The sequence below is a fragment of the Parabacteroides caecihominis genome (assembly GCF_023656785.1).
Lineage (GTDB): Bacteria > Bacteroidota > Bacteroidia > Bacteroidales > Tannerellaceae > Parabacteroides > Parabacteroides segnis.
Map to the genome: position 1 here is coordinate 79590 of NZ_JAMOKS010000010.1, position 22791 is coordinate 102380.

Here is a 22791-nt window from a genome sequence, read left to right on the forward strand (position 1 = left end):
TGTCAGGACAACTTGTTTTTATCCTGAACCCGAGTTTCAAATATGTTATTCTATATATTCTATTTTTTCTTTCAATAGGATATCTTCCGCAGAACGGCCTACCATCAGTTCAAATTCGCCAGGTTCGGTCACATATTGCATATTTTCATTCCATAGTCCCAGTTCATCGGGAGAAACCTGAAAGGTCACCCGCTTTGTTTCTCCGGGAACCAACTCTTCTTTCGTGAAGCCTATCAATTGTTTTACAGGAATGGATACGGAACTTATCAAGTCCCGAACATATAACTGGACAACTTCTTTGCCGGCTCTCTTTCCAGTATTAGTTACGTCCAAAGAAACCTGTATCTTATCATCCGGGCCAAATCTCTTTTTAGAAACTTGTAAACCCGAATATTCAAATGTAGTATAAGACAAACCGTAACCAAACGGGAACAACGGATCCGGAGAAGAAAAGACATAGTCGCGTCCAGGCTTTTCTTTTGTACCCGGTGAATGGTAAAAACCTCTGCCGGATGGCTTATGGTTGTAAAAGACCGGAACGTGGCCTACGCTCTGAGGGATGCTGACAGACAAGCGTCCGGACGGGTTTACTTCTCCAAATAATATCCGGGCAATCGCTGTTCCGCCTTTTTCTCCCGGATACCAGGCTTCAAGTATTGCCGGGATATGGGCTTTCTCCCAGGTTATCGACCAGGGGCGTCCATGTACCAGAACCAGAACGACCGGTTTGCCGGTTTTATATATTTCCTGCAATAACTCTCGTTGTACTCCATACGGATTCAAATCTGTTACATCGAAGCCTTCCCCACAAGTATTCGGATCGTCTGCTTTATTAGTCGATTCGTCTCCCCAACCGATGCCGGACAAAGTAGAACTGGTTTCGCCCATTACAAAAACGATAAGATCAGACTTATTTGCAGCGTCCAGTGCTTCTCCAAAACCATCCTTATCTTCACCGGAGATAGAACATCCTTTTGCATATCGTACCGTCGTACCTTTTCCCACAAACTCTTTAATTCCCTGTAATACAGTCACACCGGACAGATTTCCTTTGGTATAACTGTAATCGCCATACTGAACCTGATCGGCATTCGGACCTATTACGGCTACCGACTTTAATGACGAACGGTTTAACGGAAGAAGGGACGATTCATTTTTCAGCAGAATAACAGATTCTTCGGCTATTCGTTGAGCCAACTGTTTATGGCTTGCCTTTCCTACGACCTGCCGGGATATTTCCGGGGAAGCATAAGGTTTTTCGAATAATCCTGCTTTAAATTTAACACGTAATATGCGTTTTACACAGGTATCAATCATCGAAACAGGGATTGTACCATCCTCAACCAATTCCGCCAGAGAAGCATAACATTCCAGAGAGGGCGCTTCTAAATCAACGCCGGCCGTGATTGCTTTCCGGGCAACCTCTTTTCTGTCCGCCGATGTCCGATGAAAATAACGGAGCATATCCATCGCTCCATAATCGGAAAAGACATATCCCTGGAAATTCCACTCATCTCTCAAAACCTGTTGTAACAAGAACTTACTTTCATGAGCCGCTATACCGTCCACTTCATTATAAGAAGGCATAACCGAATAAATATTCGCTTCCGTTATAGCTTTACGGAAAGCCGGCAAGTGGGAAGAACGTAACTCCCGCTCACCGATAGAGGTCGGCCCCAGATTTATACCCGCCACCGGAGCAGAGTACCCGGCAAAATGTTTGGCTGTACAGATCAACTTGCCTGTACCTATTCTCTTTCTGGTCTGTTCCGGTTCACCTTGCATTCCACGAACGAAAGCGGAACCAATCTCACCGACCAAATAATAATCCTCTCCATAACACTCTTCTACCCGCCCATAACGGGGGTCACGTATAATATCAAACAAAGGGGATAAAGCCTGATCAACACCTGCACTACTAGCTTCCAGAGCTATAACCGAAGCCATTTCCTTTATCAGTTCCGGATTCCAGGTACTTCCCTGGGCTATAGCCTGGGGAAAAACGGTCGAACCATGGGACAGAAAACCATGCAAACATTCTGCGATCTGTATCGGTGGTATTCCCAAACGGGTGCTGTCACGGAAAAAACGTTTCGAAACAGCCGATATTCCGGCAATGTCGGCTGCTTTAATGAAAGGGCTTTCACAAGCTCCAATCCCATTTAATCCCTTCTTTCCGGCTTCATCCAGACGAATCATTCCCATCTGGGCAATTTTCTCATCCAGCGTCATCCGTGATAACAGATCTTCTACCCGCTCTTCCACAGGTACTGCCGGATCTTTATATTTCTGAGCCTGACAAATAACAGAACCACACAGCAACACAACAAATACCCATACAAACCGTATCATAATCCCCCTTTGTTTTTAATAATTGATCGACATCAAAAATACTTTATTTAAATTAAACTCTCCATTCTTATCGACTAAAATTATTATTTTCATCAGAAAGTCAAGTCAATAGGATATTTTCCATACTTATTGATTGTATCTATCAGACATCGCACGTTTTCCGTAGGGATCAGATCGTGAATACTATGATCTGTCGCAATCATATATCCTCCATCGACAGCAGCTTCCCTGATACACTCCAGTACTTCTTTACGAACAGCATCCGGATCGGAAGAAGCCATCGTCACTTTGTTATTGACATTACCGATAGGGGTCAACTTTCCTTTATATCTTTCTTTTACTTTTTTCAGATCCATACCGGCTGCCCGTTCTACAGGGTGAAGTCCATCGATACCGCAATCTACCAGATCGTCGAGGACATCCCAGATTCTTCCATCGTTGTGCATAATAACCGGCACTCCTAATTCTTTGATACCGGCAACCAAACGCCTGAAATAAGGGATGAAGAAAGTACGGAAGTCATCCGGAGAAATCAACAAAGCATTCGTACCACCCCAGTCATCAGATATTTGTACACAATCGACTCCCCCATCCTTTACAGCCAGGCGGATAGCCCCCAATGTCCATTCCAACACTGCTTCATTTATTTCATGTACCATTTCCGGATCCGTATACATGGTAATAGCCAATGTCTCGAAATCCATGATATACCAGGATAGCATGGTGAACGGTCCCAAAGTACCCAACACGACTGCCAGGTCTTCCGTATTAGCAGCCTTCACATCTTTGAAAATTTTGAGGCGATAAGGCGTATCGACCGGAGGTAAAGTATACGCTTCCCAATCTTCACGGCATTTTACAGGTGTATCGATTTGTGCGATGATCGGCCAGCCGTTTTTCTGATAGGTAACGCCCCATTCATCTTTGTATATCTCATTCGGTTCATGAGGAGTCTCTTCGATACCACAGAAACCGTTAATCGGCGTCCAGATACCATCGATACCCAGCTTGGTAGCCAGCTTTGCCTGTGTTTTACCATCATACAAAACCGTTGTATATCCCAACAGCTCCTGCATAAGTTTCAAACTGAAAAGATGTTCCATAATAGGAATTCTGTCGGGTACACCACCCGATAATGCTGTCAAAAAACGTTCTCTTGATGTCATATCAATTAGATGTTAACTGGTTTAAAATCTCTACTAACCGCTGAGGCTCTTCTGTATAATAGTCTGCACCTATTTTCTGAGCAAAATCGCTGCTCACAGGTGCTCCGCCTATAAATGTTTTCACTTGAGGAAACTCTGTCTTTATAGCTGTATTGATCGACTCCATATTGACCATTGTGGTTGTCAACAAAGCAGACATTCCAACAAAAGCATCCGGATTTTCTCTGACAGCGTCCACAAACTTTTCTTCCGTAACATCTACCCCCAAGTCGATAATCTCATAGCCATTTCCTTCCACCATCATACATACTAGATTCTTACCAATATCATGTAAATCTCCTTTTACCGTACCGATAATCAATTTACCTTTACGTTTGACCGAACCGTCATTAAAATATCTTTTCAGATGTTGCATGCCACCGCTCATAGCTTTTGCACTCATCAGAACCTGAGGCACAAACACTTTATTTTCTTTGAACTTCACACCGATATTGTTCATACCAACGATCAATCCCTTTGTTAAAATGTCATTGGGGGAATACCCCTGCTCCAAAGCCTTCAATGTCAATTCATCAGCTCCGTCTTCCCCTTTCATTGCCGGAGGATAAGGAGTTTTTGCATTGATCTTACCCACTTCGACACAAAGTGCTATTCTTTCTAATGTGTTTTCCATACTATTCTATTTATTTAGTTAATTGTTCCCTTCTTCTTATCTCTTTTACGGCATCTACCATTGCATAGAATCCCTCTATCTGCATGTAATCAGGTATTGAATTGCCGGATCCCAGACCGTATCCGTTCGCTTTTTTACGGAACCGTGTACCTTCCTCCAGAACTTTGTTAAAGACCTGGTCATACGGATTCAAGATCAGATAATTCATATCAAATCCTCCGAACAGACCGATTTTATCCGAATAGTTATCGATCCATTCATCAAAAAGACATATCTGGTCTTCATTCGAATGTTTGGCATCTATCCCGTTCTGAAGAATATCAGGCATGATCTCTTTGATATTCCCACAACAATGCAGTAAGAACTTCTTATTCTTATTATGTACGATATCGATCACTTTCTTATGCAGCGGTAAAATAAACTGACGGATCGTATCCGGTTCGAGCATTGTTGCCATACGATGCCCCAAATCATCTCCCATGCGATAGAAGACAAAAAGATCGTCGTACTCCTCCAACATCTTAGTCCACAATGTTTCGTAGAGTTCACCGATTTTCCGGAAAATGTCGGCAAAAAGTTCCGGGTCGAGATACTGCATGACACAAAGGCTTTCATAACCCACCAGATCCTGAGCTGTTTCAAAAATACCATATCCACAACCTCCATAGGCTTTCATCCCGGCGGGCATTACTCTCCGGATAGACTCCAACCGAGGTCTGTATGTTTCCCAGAAAATACGGGGAATATCGTCAAACGGATATCTGTCAAAATCATCGCGGGTCTGAATAGGACCGAGCATCCCCCCTAATATAGCCCCATGACCGGGAAGGATTTCGCAAATCGCAGCTTCATAACTGAATGCATCATAGGTATTTTCTTTCCAGAAAGAAATATATTTACTAAAATACTCATCCAGATCAGAGCGGCTTTTACGGCCATTTAACGACAATTCCTCCCCTATACATTTAGAAACAAAAGGGGCATCGATATTATGCTCATATAAAGGCAAATAATCAGGTTTCTGATTATATAATACCTTTAAAATATTTCTGTAGTCAGGCTCAAACGTATTCATATTTTCTTATTTATTTAATTACATTCCTTATTACCTTTTTAATATGATCGATACAGGCTGATAGGCATGCATCTCGACGGACAGCTCATTATTCTTTATTGGAAACGAATCTCCCAACGGTTCACCGCGCAGATTACAGAATTGAGCAGACCGATATGATTTTCCGGATAATGTAACAGTACATTTGCCTTTTTTACCAGCTTGTTCCCAAAGTCTCAACAAGTCTCCCTCACCATCTGTATTCGGTCCGAAAGCAGTAACTAAAATTCCTTTTTCCGACAATGTAATCCCCTCGGAAAAGAGCGGAAGTTCACCTCCATCATCCTCTGTATATGTTGCCATCAGAGGAACACGCGTTTCTTCTGTCGGTGTAATAAGAGAAGTCTCATTACTGTATTTATCGATCGACCATAGATATACTTTGGCAGAAAAACCTCCTTCTATCCATTCTGTAAAATTAGTTCCCCACTGATTATTAAACAGATTGACAAAAACATTAGGTCGTTGGGGAATAAACTCTCCGGAGAAACGGAACAGACCGGGACGGTCCAGACTGACAGCCGGGGCATTCGGTGTATTTAGACCAAACCCCTTCCCTTGATTATCAACAATAGCCATACCGGTATTCAGGAAGAAATAATCATGATTGGTGTTCTTTACAAAATCAGTGACCGGATTAACAACACCGCCGGTTCTCCCTAACCGGAATGAAGGATTCGACAGATTAAACGGAAAAGCAAGCCAACCACCTTCGGGTTGGGATTCAGCCGGTTTATTCCGTATCCCCCAACAAATTTCCAGATAAGGGGAGCTATCTTCTAACGTATAAGTTAATGTATAGTCATCGCCAGCACCTGTCTGACAGAATGCGGTAGCACTAACTGAATGGGAGGTCTGCAAATATTTGATTTTATTTAATCTGCCCTTTATCATTTCATATTTCAGGTCTGGATTTTCCGGCCGCCCCATCTCCTGATCAGCCCAGCCATGATGTCCGGGCTTCACATAATTCGCATTATAACGGTTGATTTCCTCTTGACCAAATTTCTCGTGGATATACTCTCCGAATCCATATTCATTCTTCCCATCGACCATTTCTTTCTGTTGTTGTTTATCCCAAACAGAAAGTAATGCACCGTTTTCCTTATTTATTTCTATTTTGAAATAGTTGTTTTCCAACACAGCTTCTACTTCATCAATACGGGAACTTCGGGAATCCTCAGATATAGGAGATGTTACCAACGTATAAGTCTTATACCCCAGGGATGGAATATCTTCTGCATGAAAAGACAGGTGATTGTAGTCGTTATATACCGGCAAAATCTTACCTGTCAATTCATCCTTCAAACCATAAACCTGGAAATTTTTTTTATAAACTCCCATATGGAAACTGACCAAACCCGAACGTTTCCAGGGAAGCGGGTTATAGACAACAACTTTACGCCCTTTAACGGCTACATTCTGAGCTAGTTTCTTCAAATCCTTTCGTAAAGAAGGAATAATATATTGTTCAGCGCGGTGCACCCTACTTCCTTTTTCATTCCAGGATGTTTCTATAAAATCATACAGCCCTTGCGCCCTGCTGACTGTAAAATCGTCCCCATATTTCCAAAAATCCTGGTGTCCATGACTCATTGCCAACCCAAAAGTATGTTCATCAAACAATAAAGATTGTTCAATAGCCTTTTCAACATAAGGTTCAACCGGTTCGGGAGTTATGTTCCACTGTTTGAGTAAGGAATTCAACGTTTCCGTATTATAAATGACACGCTGCATAGCCTTATTGATTTTTACTTCTTTAGGCATCGACATATATCCATGAATCCAGGTATCCGGCATATCCCCCTTTACTACAGGCAATGATGGGTTTTCTTTCATCAGGGCATCATAAAAATCTTCCAGCTGACCGATACGTATCCGAGCATTAGGTGCTTTTTCACGAGCTTCTTTCAATACAGCAGCAACATCTTCCGGTGTCGGAGCACCCGTATTTTCATGCGTATGTATCATTGCTAACCATGTCTTATATTTCCAGGTTGCCGGAGGAAGTACACCGGAACCGTAATATTCCGCCCAGTTAAAAGTGAGTAACCTCGAACCATCCGGTCCCTCCCACCAAAACAGGGTTGGTATATCCGGTGATACGGACCCGGGATTACAACCAATATGCAAAATCTTCACACCAGCCTGTGTCAATAATGTAGGAAGTATCCAGGAATGGCTAGGGACATCGGTAAGTTTAGCTCCACGTACCAACGGTTGGTCATATATTCTATTTATCTGCGAAGAATAGGACATTCCACGCACCAATGTTTCAAGATCACTCGATTCAGTCTCAAATGTGCAAGGAAGTGCATGCACTTTGAAACGTCCATCTTTTAATGCTTTTTCTATTCCGGATTTATAAACCTCAGAGGTATTTTCCATAATATATTTCATTGGCCAGCCAGGAAGAGTCCAAACAAATTGGTCTTCCTTAGGTAATTTACCCGTTTCTTCTACTGAACGTAATGTTTCATCCATCATAGAGGTTGTGTATTTCTGTAAAATAGATTCACTCCAGTCAGTATAACCAATATCAAAATGCATTTTGAAAACAATGATTATGTCTTCAACTTCAACCTTTTCGGTTCCTTTGTCTACATCTATAGCCGCAATCTGAGCGTTTAATGAGCTTAGTGATAGTATGAAAATCCATACTGAAAGAATAAATTGCCTTTTCATATTTCATGGTATTATGTTTCTCTCTTAATCAACTTTACCGGTTAAGTAAACTAAGAAAAAAATATTATTTTGCAAACATATGTGTCTTATCAGAGATAAACAATGATATTTATTCCGATTTTCTTATACTATCTTACGATTGATATGTTTTTAATCACATACAGGCAAAACCAGTTTTACCTTTTCGTCTTCATTATCGGTAGTTTCTAATTTTTCTATTAATACACGTACAGACTCACGACCAATCTCTTTTATAGGAAGATACGCTATATGCATATTAGGAGCCAAAAGTTCAAAACTCGGAGTACTATGCAAGCAAGCCAAACCTATTTTACTGACATCTATATTCCGTTTATAAAAATAGCGTAGCCCTTCCATTCCTAAATAATGCGTAGTGAAATAGAATCCATCGACATCCGGGACCGCATCAAAAATAGTATCCAATACACGAATGATATCTAACTCATACTCATTGCGTGACACCTCTCCATATAAGTGAGGAGAAATAAAACAATCATGTTCGATCAAAGCGGTCTTATATCCTTCATATCTTAAACTCATGGTAAAAAGGGCCGATGCCGTAGTTATAATGGCTATTTTTTTACGGCCTTCATTTATCAGTTTATTAACCAGATTATAACTACACCCGATATTGTCTATAATAATATAATTAGTATTCAATTCCGGAAAGAAACGGTCAATTAAAACAAACGGATATTTTTCTTGTATTAAATTCTCCAATTCACCTTTGGCATAATTAGTAGGAGCAATGATTAATCCATCAATATTCTTCGATCGTAACATTTGGATTATATTATTTTCTCTTACCGGATTAGATTCGGAACTGCAAAAAGTAACGGTATATCCCAGTTGTTCTGCCACAAGTTCAACCTCCATAGCTACTTGGGCATAAAAAGTATCTCCTATGAAGGGAACAACCAATCCAATTGTTTTCGTTTTACCTGAACTAAGACTTTTAGCAAGATGATTTGGTCTATATTTTACCTGTTTAGCATAATCTATTATTTTTTTCTGAGTAGCCGAACTTATCTTTTGTTCATCACCACGTCCTGACAACACCCATGAAACTGTTGTTTTTGAGACCTTAAGAGCTTCTGCAATATCTTTAAGAGATTTTCCCATCTGTTTTTAATTTGAACAACTTAACCGATCAACTATACATGCAAATATATTATTTAATTCGATACTCTACAATAGTGATGAAAGATCCTTTTCCGGAAAGAGGAATAAAAAAGGCTGGAGTAAACAGATTTCAACAGATAAAGAAAAGAAGCAGATGTTTAAGAGTTTGCTTCAAACGATCAGTCGCATTCTTTAACTGAACTCGTACTGTACTAACGGTCAAACCCATATTATCGGCAATTACATCAACTGATTTACCTGCATAAAAATACTCTTCAAATACTGCCTTACATTTTGATGGTAACTGATTTACTGCCAAGCGTACTTCTTCTTCCGTCTGACGCATTTCTACATACTGTAATGGAACCGGAGTCGATTGGATATAATTTTCCTGAAAAGCCAACATTTGTTCCTTATGTTCATCCAATACATTTTGCTGAACCCTTTGTGCCCGGATGTAATTGAGACAACCATTCTGAACAGAACGTACTAAATAATAATGAATTGGATACGATAAGGTATCTCGCTTGTTCCAGATATTAATAAAAACATCATCTACAATTTCTGCACCGGCCTCTTTATCGATCAGGTAACATAAAGCGACTGCATTCAAGTAGCTATAATAGGTACTGAACAATTCAGAAAAAGCCTTTTCCGAACCTTTTCTGATTTGTTCTATTATATCTTCATTTATACGGCTTATATTCATAATACATCTCCTTGTCGCTTTTTCATCTATATTAGTTCATGAAGAACTATGGAATAGATATTGTACTATTCCTTTTAAAATCAGAGAAGCATGTAATATGAAGATAATGTTTAAATTTTCTAATGAAACGCGAACGTGTTGATTCTTATAGATATTAAAAATTGAAAAGGGACATAGTTCTTCATGAACTATGTATTTTTAGAGGTTTCATATCCCTTTTCTGCGACAAATATAATATTTATTCACTCACATTGATGTGTATTTACAAAAACGGAAGGAAGTTTCCTCACGGAAACTTCCTTCCTCCTTGGTGTGTCTAATCAATTATGTTAAAAAAATAGGATTTAATCTTATTGCAATATTATTATAAAGTGATTGGTGTTCCATTATAGAAGTCAAGGATCTTGGTGCGGAAGATAAAGTTGTACTTTGCCTGTGTCTGTTCGGCCAGACTTTGCGCATACTTCGTCTTTGCTTCGCTATACTCAAATACAGTACTTTTTCCTGCACCATACCGTTCTTCAGCATATGAGAAAGCGACCTTGCTTGCATCAACTGACTTATCGGAAGAGATGTATTTCTCCTGTGCTGCCGTCGCATTATAATAAGCCTGTTGGATCTCCTTATAAAGTGATTTTTTGCTGTTCTCCATCATTAACTCACGGTTAGTTATGGAGAGACGGGCGGTACGGACGCTGTTACGTACCTGGAAACGATTGAAGATCGGAATACTCAGACTTAAACCGATTGATTTCTGCCCGTTATTCTTCAACTGATCACTGAACGGAGCGTTATTATAATCGCCATCACCGAAATTATGATAGTAACCGGTACTGTAACCGGCACTTAAATTCAGCTTCGGATAATATCCCGCCTGGGCTATACGGAGCGCTTTCTTCTGGCTTTCCAACAGATATTGCTGTTCCTTGATCTGCGGTTTGAATATGACAGCATTGTCATATACCTGGTCAGGAGGAATGATACTACCCATGTAACGTTCAATGGCATCACCGCTTTCCGGTTCCAGCACATCGAAGTTTTCACCGGCCCGCTCCAGTTCCAGACTTTGTGTCAGATCCAGTAAAGCCAGTTTCACATTGTTCTGCGATTCTGTCAATGTTACTTCATCTTTTGCCAATTGGGCTTTCATATCGTATAACTGGGAAACAGGGATTTTACCGGCATTATAGAGTGCCTCGGTTTTTGTCACCTGCTCAGAGCTCAGGTCTACCTGCAATTGGGCTATCTTCAACATTTCCTTATTATAAAGAACTTGCAGATAGTAAGAAGCCACATTGATAGACAAGTCCTCCTTTGCCTTATTCAAAGTCTCGATAGATGCTTTCAGGTCCAGTTTGCGGGCAGCAATATCGTTCGGTATTTTCAAACCGTCGAAGATAGGCATGCTCAATTGGATACCGGCACTCGTATTGGCCGAATTACGATCTACGATCAGGCCATCTTTCGATTCGGAGCGGCCGAAACCAAAGTTTTCACCCACACTGGCATTTACACTGGGCAGCCAGCTGTATTTACTGGTGTGTAAGTCCACTTCGCGGCTTTTCTGTTCCAGTTCCTTTTGTTTCAGATCTATATTGTTTTCGATAGCATACCGGATACATTCCTCCAACGACCATTGCTTTGCCGCTTCCTGTGCCCCAGCGGGCAGACAAAAAAGGAATGAGGCCAGCGCTACGGATGATATGATTTGTTTCATCGCTTATTAGTTTTTATTTCTATTACTTATTAGCAGCTACAATACCACCACGAATCTTGTCACCTTCTGCCAAACCTTCTTTCACTTCGATTTTGATACCGTCAGACAAACCGACCGTAACAGCACGTTTCTCAAATAACTGTTCCGGCTTTTCCTGTTTTACAATCTGTACGAAGGTAGAGTCTCCGCTGAATTCAACACAACTTTCAGGAACGGTCAGGACATCGGTCGCACGTTTCAGCACGATCTCAGCATTGGCACTATAACCGGCACGAATAAAGGCATCTTCCGGCATCTGAACGGCCGCTTTGATCTCGAACAGGACGGCACCGTTTTCTTCCACTCCTTTCGGAGCTACATATTCCAGGGTGGCATCAAACGTACGGCTATCCAAAGCACCGACTGTCAGTTTGATAGGCATACCTTCATGGATACGTCCTACTTCTGTTTCATCCACTTTTCCCCTGAAGATCATATTGTTCATATCGGCTACGGAAGCAATCGTCGTACCGTCGTTAAACGTATTCGACTGGATCACCGAATTACCAACTTTAATAGGAACATCCAGAATCATACCGGTAATGGTAGAACGAACCTGTGTCGTACTGGTGGAAGTAGACCTGCGTGAAATACCTTCACGGATAATCTCCAATGCATCCTGTGCATTTTCTGCTTCTTCCTGTGCTTTCTTATAATTAGACAAAGAGGTCTCATAATCTTCCTTGGCAACAACTCCTTGTTTATACAGTTCTTCATCACGTTTGTAGGTTGCCGTGATTTGTTCCAGATTGATACCAGCCACACGGACACGCGATTCAGCACTGTTCAGCTGAACCATTTCAGGGATTACCTTGATCTTTGCAATGATCTCACCTTCCTTCACCATCTGACCGGCCTCCTTCAACAATTCGGAGATGATACCGGACATCTGCGGTTTGATAAGTACCTCATCACGCGGTTCCACCTTTCCTGTCGCCACAGTCTTCGTCTCTACTGAGTCGCGTTTGGGAGTTACCACTTCATACATGGTGATGACAGGTTGTGCTTTTTTCCACAAGAAGTAGAAAGTGCCGACCACGGCGGCTCCCACCAATACTAAAAAGATGATTCGCAGGATTTTCTTAACGATACGATTCTTCATAACTATCTTAATTTTCAATTTTCAATTTATAATATTCAATTCCCCTTATTCTTCTCTGATAGCATCAATAGCCTTAATCTGCATGGCTCGCCAGGCCGGAATCAATCCAGCCATAAGCCCGCTGATAAGTAAAACAACGGTTGCGGCAACAGCAGCTCCGATATGTATCTCCGGATCACTGAAGAAAGTGTCATTAGACGGCCCACCTCCGCTATCCATCATCCGGTTCACTACATCGAGCAGGAATACTCCGCAACTCAATCCCATCAATCCGGCTAACGCTGTCAGCAAAAGACTCTCACTCATGATCTGTGAAATTATATCGAACGGTTTGGCTCCGATAGCACGCCTCACGCCGATCTCACGGGTACGCTCCTTTACTGTCACCATCATAATATTACTGACCCCGATAATCCCGGCGAGCAATGTTCCCATGCCGACCAGCCATACAAGAATATTGATACCCGTAAAAAGCATATCGAATGTTTCAAACTGCTTCGCGATCGTAAAGCTACTGACAGCCTGCGGATCGGTCGGCGAAATCTCATTCTGCGATTTCAACACCGCCGTAATCTCTTCCACCAGCTTGTCACAAGGATAACCGTCGTCAGCCGTAGCGCACAGGAACCAGAATTTATCTCCCTGGTTTGCTACCTGCTGCAAAGTGGTAAAAGGAGTCATGATACTTTCTTCCGTACGTCCGCCGATCTGCACACGGGGTTTGGGTTTTACAACTCCGACTACCTGATAATAAATTCCATTCACACGGATATACTCTCCGATCGGATCTTCACCCGGTGTAAACAACACCTCACGGACAATACTACCGATCACACATACTTTACGTTTTTCCAGTACATCTATCTCGTTTAGCAAACGTCCTTCCAGCACATGCTGCGTTTCTATCTGAAAATATTCCGAATGGACCCCGCGTACATTATATGTACCGGCCTTCTGTCCTCTCACTACATTATTCTGTCCACCCCACGACATCGCCATCGGCGACAAATAACGGACCCCTTTCACACGCTGGCGGATGGTCTCCAAATCGCGGTTACGCATCTGCCAGTAGCGTCCTTTCTTATATCCTTTATAAGCCTCCCCGGTGCGTTCGGAAAAAAAGAAAGCAGAGTTTGTGGCAAAGCCGTCCACATTCTTCAATACACCATTCTGGAATCCCGTCCCTGAACCCAGCAGGATAACGAGCATCAGGATTCCCCAGAACACCCCGAAACCGGTCAGCATACTTCTGGTCTTATTGCGGGTGATCGTCACCCATATTTCTACCCAACGGTCTATATCGAACATATCTATCTGTATTTTATTCGTTTCTCATGGCTTCGATAGCCGTTATCTTCACGGCCTTACGAGCCGGAAAATAACCAGCCAGCACGCCAGCTATAATAATCAGGGCCGTTGCCGACAAAGCTATACTCAGACTCACCGTCGGATTCATGAAGATACTCATATCGTCATTTGAAGAGGCCTTTCCCATATTACTACTTTCCATCACCATATTAATAGCTTCCGTCAATCCCACTCCGGTGATCATACCGAAATATCCGAAAACAGCCGTTATCAGGATCGATTCCACAATGATCAGTTTCAAGATAGAGAAAGGAGTGGCACCGATAGCTTTACGGATACCAAACTCACGGGTTCTTTCGCGCACGGTAATCAACATAATATTGCTCACCCCAACGATCCCAGCCGCCAGCGTTCCGATACCGATTACCCAGATAAACAAGGAAATACCATTCATCATCCCATTAAACATTGCAAAATCTTCAATCGTGCTCCACATACCTATCGCCCGCAAATCCTCCGGGTCAAAACGGTGACGTTTACCCATTTGCTCTCGGAAACGTTTCTCAAAAGCCTCATATTCTTCCTTCGTACTGACGCCATTCAGAGAGAATATAATATTATCCGTTCCATATCCCGAACGGTAAAGTTGTTGTGCCGTAGAAAACGGAATATAGGCAGGTGCATTATTATTGTTGTCCTCATCCGTATAAACCCCGACTACCTGGTAAGCGATATTGCTGGCATTCAAATATTTGCCCAGCGGATCTTCGCTACGGAAAAGCACTTCCTTCATACGGGGACTTATCACGATCACCTTTCTTTTCTGCAAAATATCCACCTCGTTAATAAAGCGCCCGTTGCCTACCAGCATCTTAATCTTGTCGATAGTGGCCTTATCCGGATGAACACCTTGCAAGGAATACGTATTATATTCTTCACCATACGAAAGCGTATCACTTTGATAGAGAACGCCCGAAACCAGATCCACTTCCGGATTCTGTTGTTTCAGCAACACCAAATCGTCATCTTTATACTCGACACGACGATTCGTCTGCATCCCTTTATAAGGTTTGCTGGCATAGCGGGGCCATGTCTCCACGCGGTTTCCCGTCCAACGGTCGAAGTTATGCATGATACCATTCTTCATCCCGTTGCCCGCTCCCAGCAAGACGATCAGCATAAAGATTCCCCACGATACGGAAAAGCCGGTGAGGAAGGTACGAAGTTTATTCTTCTTGATCGTACTCCATATTTCCCGGAAATTATCAAAGTCGAACATATCCCTCTCCTTTTTCGATGTTTTCTATCAGGCCATCCTTTACACGGATGATCTTTTCGGTCGCATTGGCTACGGATTGCTCGTGGGTCACGATAATCATAGTCATACCTTCTTTATTTACATTACGCAGAAGTTCCATTACTTCGACCGTAGTAACACTGTCGAGTGCACCGGTCGGCTCATCAGCCAGAATCACCTGCGGTTTAGCGATCAGGGCACGGGCTATAGCCACACGTTGTTTCTGTCCACCCGACATTTCGTTAGGCATATGCTCCGCCCAGTCTCTCAGACCGACCATATCCAGATATTCCATCGCCATCGCATTTCGTTTCTTACGGTTTATACCCTGATAATAGAGTGGCAAAGCGACATTCTCCACCGCATTCTTGAAAGAGATCAGATTAAATGACTGGAAAATGAAACCGATCATCTGGTTACGAAGTTCAGCTGCACGGCTTTCGCTGAGGTTCTGAATCAATTGTCCGTTTAAATGATAGGTACCAGTATCGTAAGTATCCAATATCCCCAGTATGTTCAACAGCGTCGATTTCCCCGAACCGGAGGCTCCCATAATGGAAACCATCTCACCTTTTTCGATCTCCAGGTCTATGCCTTTCAAGACATGCAGCGGAGCACCGTTGAAATACGTTTTGTTAATTCCTTTCAGCTGAATCATCATATTTGTCATTACATTTCTTTATTAGACGTACACTTTGTAAAAAATGTTACACATTTAAGGAACTTTTTTACCCTCTGATGCAACAAATGTATATTTATAGAAGATACCTTGTATCACAAGGTACTAATTTTTAAATCATATTAACTATATCATAATATTCTCCATAGGTAAACCATCCTTGTAAAGACTTAATAAATAAACTGATAATAGTTCATTTTACTGCATGTACCCACTCTCTTTTCAGGAGTTATAAAATAAATTATCAAAATTTCAAGCAAGACAGTCTCATACATATTTCCTTGTACAGATGTATTTCATCAGCTGGCTACTATAAAAAATGGCTTCAAAAGCTATTTATCTACTTTTGAAGCCATTTCCTTTTAACCTACAGGATTTTTCACTTATCCATGTTGCCCAACTTATCAAATAAGTTCCTGATTGCCTCCTGATTCACAAATGTGCCTTTTGCCCCGGCAATATCCATTGTCTCAAAAAGCATGGATAATCCTCCAAAACCGGAAGGGTCGGCCTCCAGGATTTCCTGATAAACATCAGAGAATGTCTTTGCCTGCGGGTCTTCCGGCTTAAAAGTAAATCTGCCTAGATAATAGTTAGCCTCAAACACATTGTTTGTCGATTCCGTCAAATTAATGGTAGTAACCTCGGGCGTATAAAATACATTACTCTTTATTAATGTACTATCAGCATAGCCGCCCCACGAGTCAAGGGTTATCACGCTACGGTCCACTTTACCTTCCGGCTTTTTATTTACATGGAAGATGTTATTGCAGATGGTTGTATTTTTCACCGGACCTGCCACATGAACCGTCGGTGAGAAAGTCCCTACACGTGTCTGCCTTGTGCGAATAGCATCATTAATACTGACGTTATAGCGGACAACAGTGCCTATATTTCCCCGGTTGAACGAGGCCGGAGATTCACCGGAATTACAGATCAACACCATCCCCCCCTCATTATCATGACTATAATTATACTGTATCACAGTATTCTCACAATTCCAGTCAGAATCGAATCCCTGAGCATCCCAAGGAGCCTTATGATCGCTGACTTCATTAAACTGGATTATCGTATTATCACAACTCCAAGGCCAAATACCGGCGGCGGCCTCCGTATCGGGTAAAATAGCCGGACAATTACGCATTACATTATACTCTATCAAGGTACTATCGCATCCGATCGGTACAATACCATCACCAGGAACCTCCTCAATCAAATTATTGCGAACAACCGTGTACTTACTGGGATGCCAGTTTTCACGGCTACTGTACCCCAACCAGATCATAGCATTGCGGGAACAACGTAGAATGCGGCAATTCTCTATTGTCAGACTGTCGAAAACAGAAACAATGTCCTCGCCTCCGTTCACGACCAGAATACCACTACCACCTCCTTCTTCCTTGACCAGAGAACCATTCACATCACGTACCTCCACGCCATCTATCACGATATTATGAGAAACCCCATAATCTCGGCATTCTATCTTCAAGCCGGTACGAAAAGGTTTACGCTCTTTTCCTGTATTCACTATTTCTACATTCCGAAGCGTTACATAATCCGAATTATAAATACGGACGGCATAAAGGGAGTTGTCGTACCCTACAATACAAGGCTTACTTCCTTCGCCATAAGCATCTATATATATTCTGTTGTCAGGTGTTCCCTGTCCGGATATTTCCAATTCCCCGGGAAAACTCCCTCCCCGTTTCAATAAGACCTTATCGCCTGGTTTAAGCCGGACATTCTTTAGTTTTGACAAACTTTTCCAAGCATTGTCCACAGAATGTCCGTTTTTGTTATCGTCGCCATTCATAGCGTCCAGATAGTAACAGGAAGAAGTATTCCCTGAACACCCCAGTAACAACAACGCAAACAAGGATAGTAATAAACTATTTATATTCTTTTTCTTCATACGCCAAATGAAGTTTTAAATGCCTTATTTCCACAAATCATTTTGAACCAACTTCTTATTCGTATCCAACTCACTGGTCGGGATCGGCCAGACGTAATCTCTTTCACCGTTAAAAATACGCTTTTCGTAATTAAAGCCATTCGCTACACGTTCGTTTTCAATATTCTTAACAGCCTTATCCAACTCTTTCCACCGATACAGGTCAAACAGCCTCAAACCTTCAAAAGCCAGTTCAACACGACGTTCATGTTTAATAACTTCCAACAATTCAAATTGAGAAAGCCCTGTTCCTTCTACACTTTCAACCGTGGGCATATCAACACGCCGGCGTACCTGATTGATCAGTCCGGTAACCTCACTAAACGAATAGCCCCCTTTCTGCACCAATGCCTCTGCTAATGACAACAGAACCTCCGAATAACGGATCAGATAAAAATCCTGACCATTATCAAAAGAATTAGAAACATCCGAAGGATTGAAATACTTATATACATAAACTGTTGAATAAGATGCAGAAGCACCACCATACCAATTACCTTCGCCTCCTTTGCCGTTCCAGAGCATTCCCGGAACAAAAAGAGTGGCATATAAACGGGGATCACGGTCGTTGTAACGGGCAGCATTCGGTTTATTTACGTCCGTAGAACCATCAACATTCGGTTCACCGATTTTCTTATCTGTTGTCGGTTTACCATTTGTACAGTAAAAAGCATCGGCCAGATCAACCGTGCCGTTTAATGCTTCCAGTGGCGTATTCCAATGTCCGTTATATGCAGCGCCTTCCGACAAACCCGGTCCTTCATAACGGACCGACCAAATGATCTCAGAAGAGTTTTCACCAGCTGTCGTAAACAAGGTTGAATAATCATCATATAAAGAATAGTTCATTTCCATAACTCCTTTATATGCACTAATGGCATCCTCCCATTTTTCATTATATAAAGCGATACGTCCCAAAAGCGCCTGGGCAGCTCCCTTTGTGATACGTCCCAAATCCGCAGTAGCCGGCAAAACAGAGATTGCCTCTTTCAAATCGTTCATAATTCCAGAAACAATAGTAGCCCGGTCTGTTTTTTCACATTGGGCATCCGTTATACTTTGAGGGGCTGTAATATAAGGTACATCCCGATAAAGCGATGTCAGATTACAATATATCAAAGCACGCAACGTCATAGCCTCAGCCTTGTAAACAGCCTTTGTTTCAGCAGCCATATCAATCTGATCAATATTGGCAAGAAGAGAATTGCAACGGTTTATAACCTCATAACAGGAACTCCAGTAAGCACTGAATATCCCGGAACTCGGAGAATGAACTCCCATAGCAACATCGAAACCTTCAATCCATCCGCTCCAGTTGAAATGACCGCCATTATCAGTAATACAATCCATATATAACGGTCCCAACGAATATTGATCGCTGTTGTAAAGCTGATTATCCTGTAAACCGGCATAACAGGCTGTAAGTCCCATCAAAGCATCGTCTGTGGTTTGCCAGAAGGTCTCATTCGATGTATCCGTCAACGAATCTCTCTGTAAAAAACTGTCGGAACAAGAAGTTGAGAACAAAGTCCCCGACAACAATAAAAATCCTATATACTTATTTATTAATTTCATCTTAGCAGGTATTTAATTAGAATTTAACATTAACCCCGAATGAGTAAGTTCTTGTATTCGGATGTACATCATTACGGGAATCCGAACTTTTCTTCTCCGGGTCATAATCATCCAGCGGAGTAAATGTAAGCAGATTGGTTCCGGCCAGATACAAACGTATGCTCTGTATTCCGAAATGTCCTAACTGGGGTTGTCTGAAAGTATACCCGATTTCCAAGTTCTTCAGTCGCAGATAATCCACTTTGGATAACCAGAAGGAAGAATACTTATCATTGAAAGTATTCCCCAGACGAGGCATGCTCCCATTTGGATTATCTTCGGTATAATGATCTTCCCAACGGATGGTACGGTTACCGCACCAGGTAGTCGTTTCATCCCAGTTATAGCGATAAAGACCGGAAACTCCCTGCCAAAACATACTCAAATCCAAATTTTTCCAGGCAAATCCCAGATTAAAAGAGTATTGCATCTTCGGGAACGGATTACCGATAATATCACGATCGTCATCGGTAATATTTCCATCTCCATTCACGTCTTCATACATGATATCTCCTAAAGAGGGTTTCTGGTTAAACTGAGTGATCACCACCTCTTTCCCGTCGACTATCGTTGTACGGTTCAGATCAGCTTCCGTACGGTATAGCCCTACCGCTTTCAGTCCGTAATAGGAACCGATCGGTGCCCCCTCACGGTTGATTGTATTATTACTGATATTTTCCACCCCTCTCATATCCAGAATCTTATTCTTTACAGCTGATAAACTGAATCCGGCCTGCCAGGAGAAATCACCTTTTTGATCGAAATAGTTGGCAGATAATTCCCAACCACGGTTACGAACTTCACCTGCATTCTGATAAGGAGCACTCAATGTTCCCAGATAAGAGGAAGGCATCGGTAACTGAAGCAAAATATCCGAAGTATTTTTATCAAACCAGTCGAAGATGGCAGAAATACGTCCCTGCCAGAAAGAGGCGTCCACCCCAAAGTCCGTAATCGTCGTCGTTTCCCATTTAATATCATCATTAGCAACAGCCTTGGGACGCAAACCGATATTTTTCGTACTGCCGAAATAATAATTGCCATCAGCCGCCAACAAGGATGTATAAGCGTAATCGCCAATCTCCTGGTTACCTAGTTTACCCCAACTTGCACGAAGTTTTAAAGATGAAAGAAATTTAACATCTTCCAAGAACTTTTCGTTTGTCATAATCCATGCTCCGGAGAAAGAAGGGAATGTCGCATAACGATGCGCTTTCGGCATGCGGGAAGAACCGTCATGGCGAATATTCACTTCAAATAGATAACGATCTGCAAAATTATAATTGATACGGCCGAAAAAAGACTGCAAAGAGTTTTCTTTTGCACTGCCTGTCACTTTATCATTGGATGTTCCACCATCCATTTCATAAATATTATCAGTTGGGAATCCCTGTTTGGAAGATTCGTTCTTATCCATCCGGTATGCCTGGATAGAATGACCGGCCAGAAAGTTGAACGAATGGCTTTTTATTTTCCAGTCATATGTCAGGATGTTTTCATTGATATAGGTAGATTCTATATAATGGTAATCTTTCAACGAATTAGTTCCTATCGTATTCAATACATTACCTTCTGCATCATAGCGGAGAGTATTTTTGGGGCTGAAAGCAGAAGTCGTTTGCATATAATATTTATAAGCCAGGCTGGAACGGAATTTCAAACCGTCAATAATATCCAACTCACCAAAAACCTTGCCGTCAAAACGATACTGGTCGTTTTCCTTGTTCCCCTGGCTCATTTCCTCCAGCGGATTCTTAAACTGCGACTGGGACAAGGATGAACCATCCACACATCCCCAATGGCCGTTCGAATATTTTACCGGAACCGTCGGGCGGGTAGACCAACTCAGATAACGCATCAGACCGGAACCATCCACCGATGTAACAGGTTCTTCAATCTCCTGTTTGCTACCGGCCAGATTCAATCCCAATTTCACACGTCCTAATGTGGCATCTACATTCGAACGGAAGTTATAACGTTTATTTCCCGTGTATTCCAAAATACCATCCTGATTGAAATATTGGGCAGACAACATATAACGGACATTCTGACTACCCCCGTTTACCGAAAGATGATGTTGATGCATCAGAGCATTACGGAACAGCGCATCCGCCCAATCGGTATTGGCAAAATGATCCGGATCGGAACCGTCTCTCAATTTCTGAATCATTTCTGCCGTATAAGTATTACTGTTGTGTGCTTCATTATACATTTGCGCCCAATCGGCTGAATTAAGAAAACTCGGCAAGACAGTAGGAGTCTGAAGCACTATATTCCCGGAATAACTAATCTGAGGTTTTTGTTCCATACCACGTTTGGTAGTCACCAGAATAACCCCGTTGGCTGCACGTACCCCATAAATAGAAGCAGACGCGGCATCTTTCAGTACAGAAACTGTTTCAATATCATCTGCCGGAATCTCTGAAATCTGGCTGACAGAACTTTCCACACCGTCGATCAATACCATCGGATTATTATTGTCGCTCAACGTGCCGACACCACGAATACGAATTTCAGGAGTATCTTTACCTGCCTGGGCACCATTATTGGTCAGCATTACACCAGGCAAACGCCCCTGTAGCATATTCGCTGTATTGGCCACCGGCATAGACGCTACATCCGTAAAATTTACGGCAGCAACAGAACCTGTCAGGTTAGCCTTCTTCTGTGTCCCGTAACCGACTACCACCACTTCATCGATCAGTTTGGAATCTTCTTCAAGCGTTACTTTCAATGAAGAACTTTTAGTAATCACATACTCTTTCTCCTTGTAGCCAATGTATGTAATACGGAGTTTGGCACCAGGAGCCACCTGAATAGAAAAGTCACCGTCAATACCGGTTATCGTACCGTTTGTAGTCCCGACTTCCACAACACTGGCACCAATAATTGTTTCACCTTTGGAATCGGTAATGACCCCTGTTACATTAATACTACCTGTCTGTAAACTTTCAGCAGATACTTCTTTCACCTGAAAGAAGAGACAACACAACAAAAGCAGAGTACATATCCACCCTCTTCTGTTTTCATTCAAAATTCTTTTATTCATAATACATTTTTAAAGGTTTAACACGTTAAGATTAACCCGTTTTTCACGAAGGCAAATATATTATGAACAGGAATGAACAGAGGTTGAATTATTACCGGGAAACGGTTCTCCAAAAGCATTAGAGACATTTTCCGGTAATAATTCAACCTCCGGACAGAGACTATGATAAAGAGATTCACAAAAAAACAACACT

The 22791-nt window shown here is 42.0% G+C and carries 15 protein-coding genes; all 15 read right to left on the reverse strand.

Annotation, left to right across the window (positions count from 1 at the left end; genetic code table 11):
* Positions 1–45 precede the first annotated feature (45 nt).
* Positions 46–2352 (reverse strand): glycoside hydrolase family 3 N-terminal domain-containing protein, encoded by a 2307-nt coding sequence (locus tag NBH14_RS10200; protein ID WP_186959045.1) that lies wholly within the window; start codon positions 2350–2352, stop codon positions 46–48.
* A gap of 92 nt (positions 2353–2444) precedes the next feature.
* Positions 2445–3518: a uroporphyrinogen decarboxylase family protein gene (locus NBH14_RS10205; RefSeq protein WP_128134825.1), complete on the reverse strand. Its 1074-nt coding sequence runs from the start codon at positions 3516–3518 to the stop codon at positions 2445–2447.
* Between the two features lies 1 nt (position 3519).
* Positions 3520–4191, reverse strand: coding sequence for a cobalamin B12-binding domain-containing protein (locus NBH14_RS10210; RefSeq protein WP_128134824.1), 672 nt, complete (start codon positions 4189–4191; stop codon positions 3520–3522).
* A 10-nt stretch (positions 4192–4201) separates the two neighbouring features.
* On the reverse strand, positions 4202–5266 hold the full coding sequence (locus tag NBH14_RS10215; RefSeq protein ID WP_046145329.1) for a uroporphyrinogen decarboxylase family protein: 1065 nt from the start codon (positions 5264–5266) through the stop codon (positions 4202–4204).
* A gap of 30 nt (positions 5267–5296) precedes the next feature.
* Positions 5297–7990: a glycoside hydrolase family 38 N-terminal domain-containing protein gene (locus NBH14_RS10220; RefSeq protein ID WP_186959046.1), complete on the reverse strand. Its 2694-nt coding sequence runs from the start codon at positions 7988–7990 to the stop codon at positions 5297–5299.
* A gap of 150 nt (positions 7991–8140) precedes the next feature.
* The gene (locus NBH14_RS10225) at positions 8141–9133 is read right to left on the reverse strand and encodes a LacI family DNA-binding transcriptional regulator (RefSeq protein ID WP_128134823.1); all 993 of its coding nucleotides are present in this window, start codon (positions 9131–9133) and stop codon (positions 8141–8143) included.
* A 130-nt stretch (positions 9134–9263) separates the two neighbouring features.
* Positions 9264–9842 carry an RNA polymerase sigma-70 factor gene (locus NBH14_RS10230; RefSeq protein ID WP_128134822.1) on the reverse strand — a complete coding sequence of 193 codons (579 nt, stop codon included), beginning with the start codon at positions 9840–9842 and terminating at the stop codon, positions 9264–9266.
* Positions 9843–10206: 364 nt separating this feature from the next.
* Complete coding sequence (locus NBH14_RS10235) at positions 10207–11559, reverse strand: TolC family protein (RefSeq protein ID WP_186959047.1); 1353 nt, start codon at positions 11557–11559, stop codon at positions 10207–10209.
* Between the two features lie 22 nt (positions 11560–11581).
* Positions 11582–12700, reverse strand: coding sequence for an efflux RND transporter periplasmic adaptor subunit (locus NBH14_RS10240; protein WP_128134820.1), 1119 nt, complete (start codon positions 12698–12700; stop codon positions 11582–11584).
* Positions 12701–12745: 45 nt separating this feature from the next.
* On the reverse strand, positions 12746–14008 hold the full coding sequence (locus NBH14_RS10245; RefSeq protein WP_186959048.1) for an ABC transporter permease: 1263 nt from the start codon (positions 14006–14008) through the stop codon (positions 12746–12748).
* 13 nt (positions 14009–14021) lie between these two features.
* Entirely contained in the window at positions 14022–15287 is a 1266-nt protein-coding gene (locus NBH14_RS10250; protein ID WP_128134818.1) for an ABC transporter permease, read from the reverse strand.
* The gene (locus tag NBH14_RS10255) at positions 15274–15963 is read right to left on the reverse strand and encodes an ABC transporter ATP-binding protein (protein WP_186959124.1); all 690 of its coding nucleotides are present in this window, start codon (positions 15961–15963) and stop codon (positions 15274–15276) included. The genes NBH14_RS10250 and NBH14_RS10255 overlap by 14 nt, the downstream gene beginning before the upstream one ends.
* Before the next feature lie 400 nt (positions 15964–16363).
* Positions 16364–17896, reverse strand: coding sequence for a right-handed parallel beta-helix repeat-containing protein (locus tag NBH14_RS10260; RefSeq protein WP_186959049.1), 1533 nt, complete (start codon positions 17894–17896; stop codon positions 16364–16366).
* A 24-nt stretch (positions 17897–17920) separates the two neighbouring features.
* Positions 17921–19510, reverse strand: coding sequence for a RagB/SusD family nutrient uptake outer membrane protein (locus NBH14_RS10265; RefSeq protein WP_128134817.1), 1590 nt, complete (start codon positions 19508–19510; stop codon positions 17921–17923).
* Between the two features lie 16 nt (positions 19511–19526).
* A complete protein-coding gene (locus tag NBH14_RS10270; protein WP_186959050.1) occupies positions 19527–22598 on the reverse strand; it encodes a SusC/RagA family TonB-linked outer membrane protein in 3072 nt (1023 codons plus the stop codon).
* Positions 22599–22791 lie beyond the last annotated feature (193 nt).

Bases quoted from the DNA above. Each gene is read 5' to 3' on its own strand.
- NBH14_RS10220 (WP_186959046.1), bottom strand. From the start codon at position 7,990: ATGAAAAGGCAATTTATTCTTTCAGTATGGATTTTCATACTATCACTA.
- NBH14_RS10225 (WP_128134823.1), bottom strand. From the start codon at position 9,133: ATGGGAAAATCTCTTAAAGATATTGCAGAAGCTCTTAAGGTCTCAAAA.
- NBH14_RS10205 (WP_128134825.1), bottom strand. From the start codon at position 3,518: ATGACATCAAGAGAACGTTTTTTGACAGCATTATCGGGTGGTGTACCC.
- NBH14_RS10210 (WP_128134824.1), bottom strand. From the start codon at position 4,191: ATGGAAAACACATTAGAAAGAATAGCACTTTGTGTCGAAGTGGGTAAG.
- NBH14_RS10255 (WP_186959124.1), bottom strand. From the start codon at position 15,963: ATGATTCAGCTGAAAGGAATTAACAAAACGTATTTCAACGGTGCTCCG.
- NBH14_RS10270 (WP_186959050.1), bottom strand. From the start codon at position 22,598: ATGAATAAAAGAATTTTGAATGAAAACAGAAGAGGGTGGATATGTACT.
- NBH14_RS10240 (WP_128134820.1), bottom strand. From the start codon at position 12,700: ATGAAGAATCGTATCGTTAAGAAAATCCTGCGAATCATCTTTTTAGTA.
- NBH14_RS10200 (WP_186959045.1), bottom strand. From the start codon at position 2,352: ATGATACGGTTTGTATGGGTATTTGTTGTGTTGCTGTGTGGTTCTGTT.
- NBH14_RS10245 (WP_186959048.1), bottom strand. From the start codon at position 14,008: ATGTTCGATATAGACCGTTGGGTAGAAATATGGGTGACGATCACCCGC.
- NBH14_RS10215 (WP_046145329.1), bottom strand. From the start codon at position 5,266: ATGAATACGTTTGAGCCTGACTACAGAAATATTTTAAAGGTATTATAT.
- NBH14_RS10235 (WP_186959047.1), bottom strand. From the start codon at position 11,559: ATGAAACAAATCATATCATCCGTAGCGCTGGCCTCATTCCTTTTTTGT.
- NBH14_RS10250 (WP_128134818.1), bottom strand. From the start codon at position 15,287: ATGTTCGACTTTGATAATTTCCGGGAAATATGGAGTACGATCAAGAAG.
- NBH14_RS10260 (WP_186959049.1), bottom strand. From the start codon at position 17,896: ATGAAGAAAAAGAATATAAATAGTTTATTACTATCCTTGTTTGCGTTG.
- NBH14_RS10230 (WP_128134822.1), bottom strand. From the start codon at position 9,842: ATGAATATAAGCCGTATAAATGAAGATATAATAGAACAAATCAGAAAA.
- NBH14_RS10265 (WP_128134817.1), bottom strand. From the start codon at position 19,510: ATGAAATTAATAAATAAGTATATAGGATTTTTATTGTTGTCGGGGACT.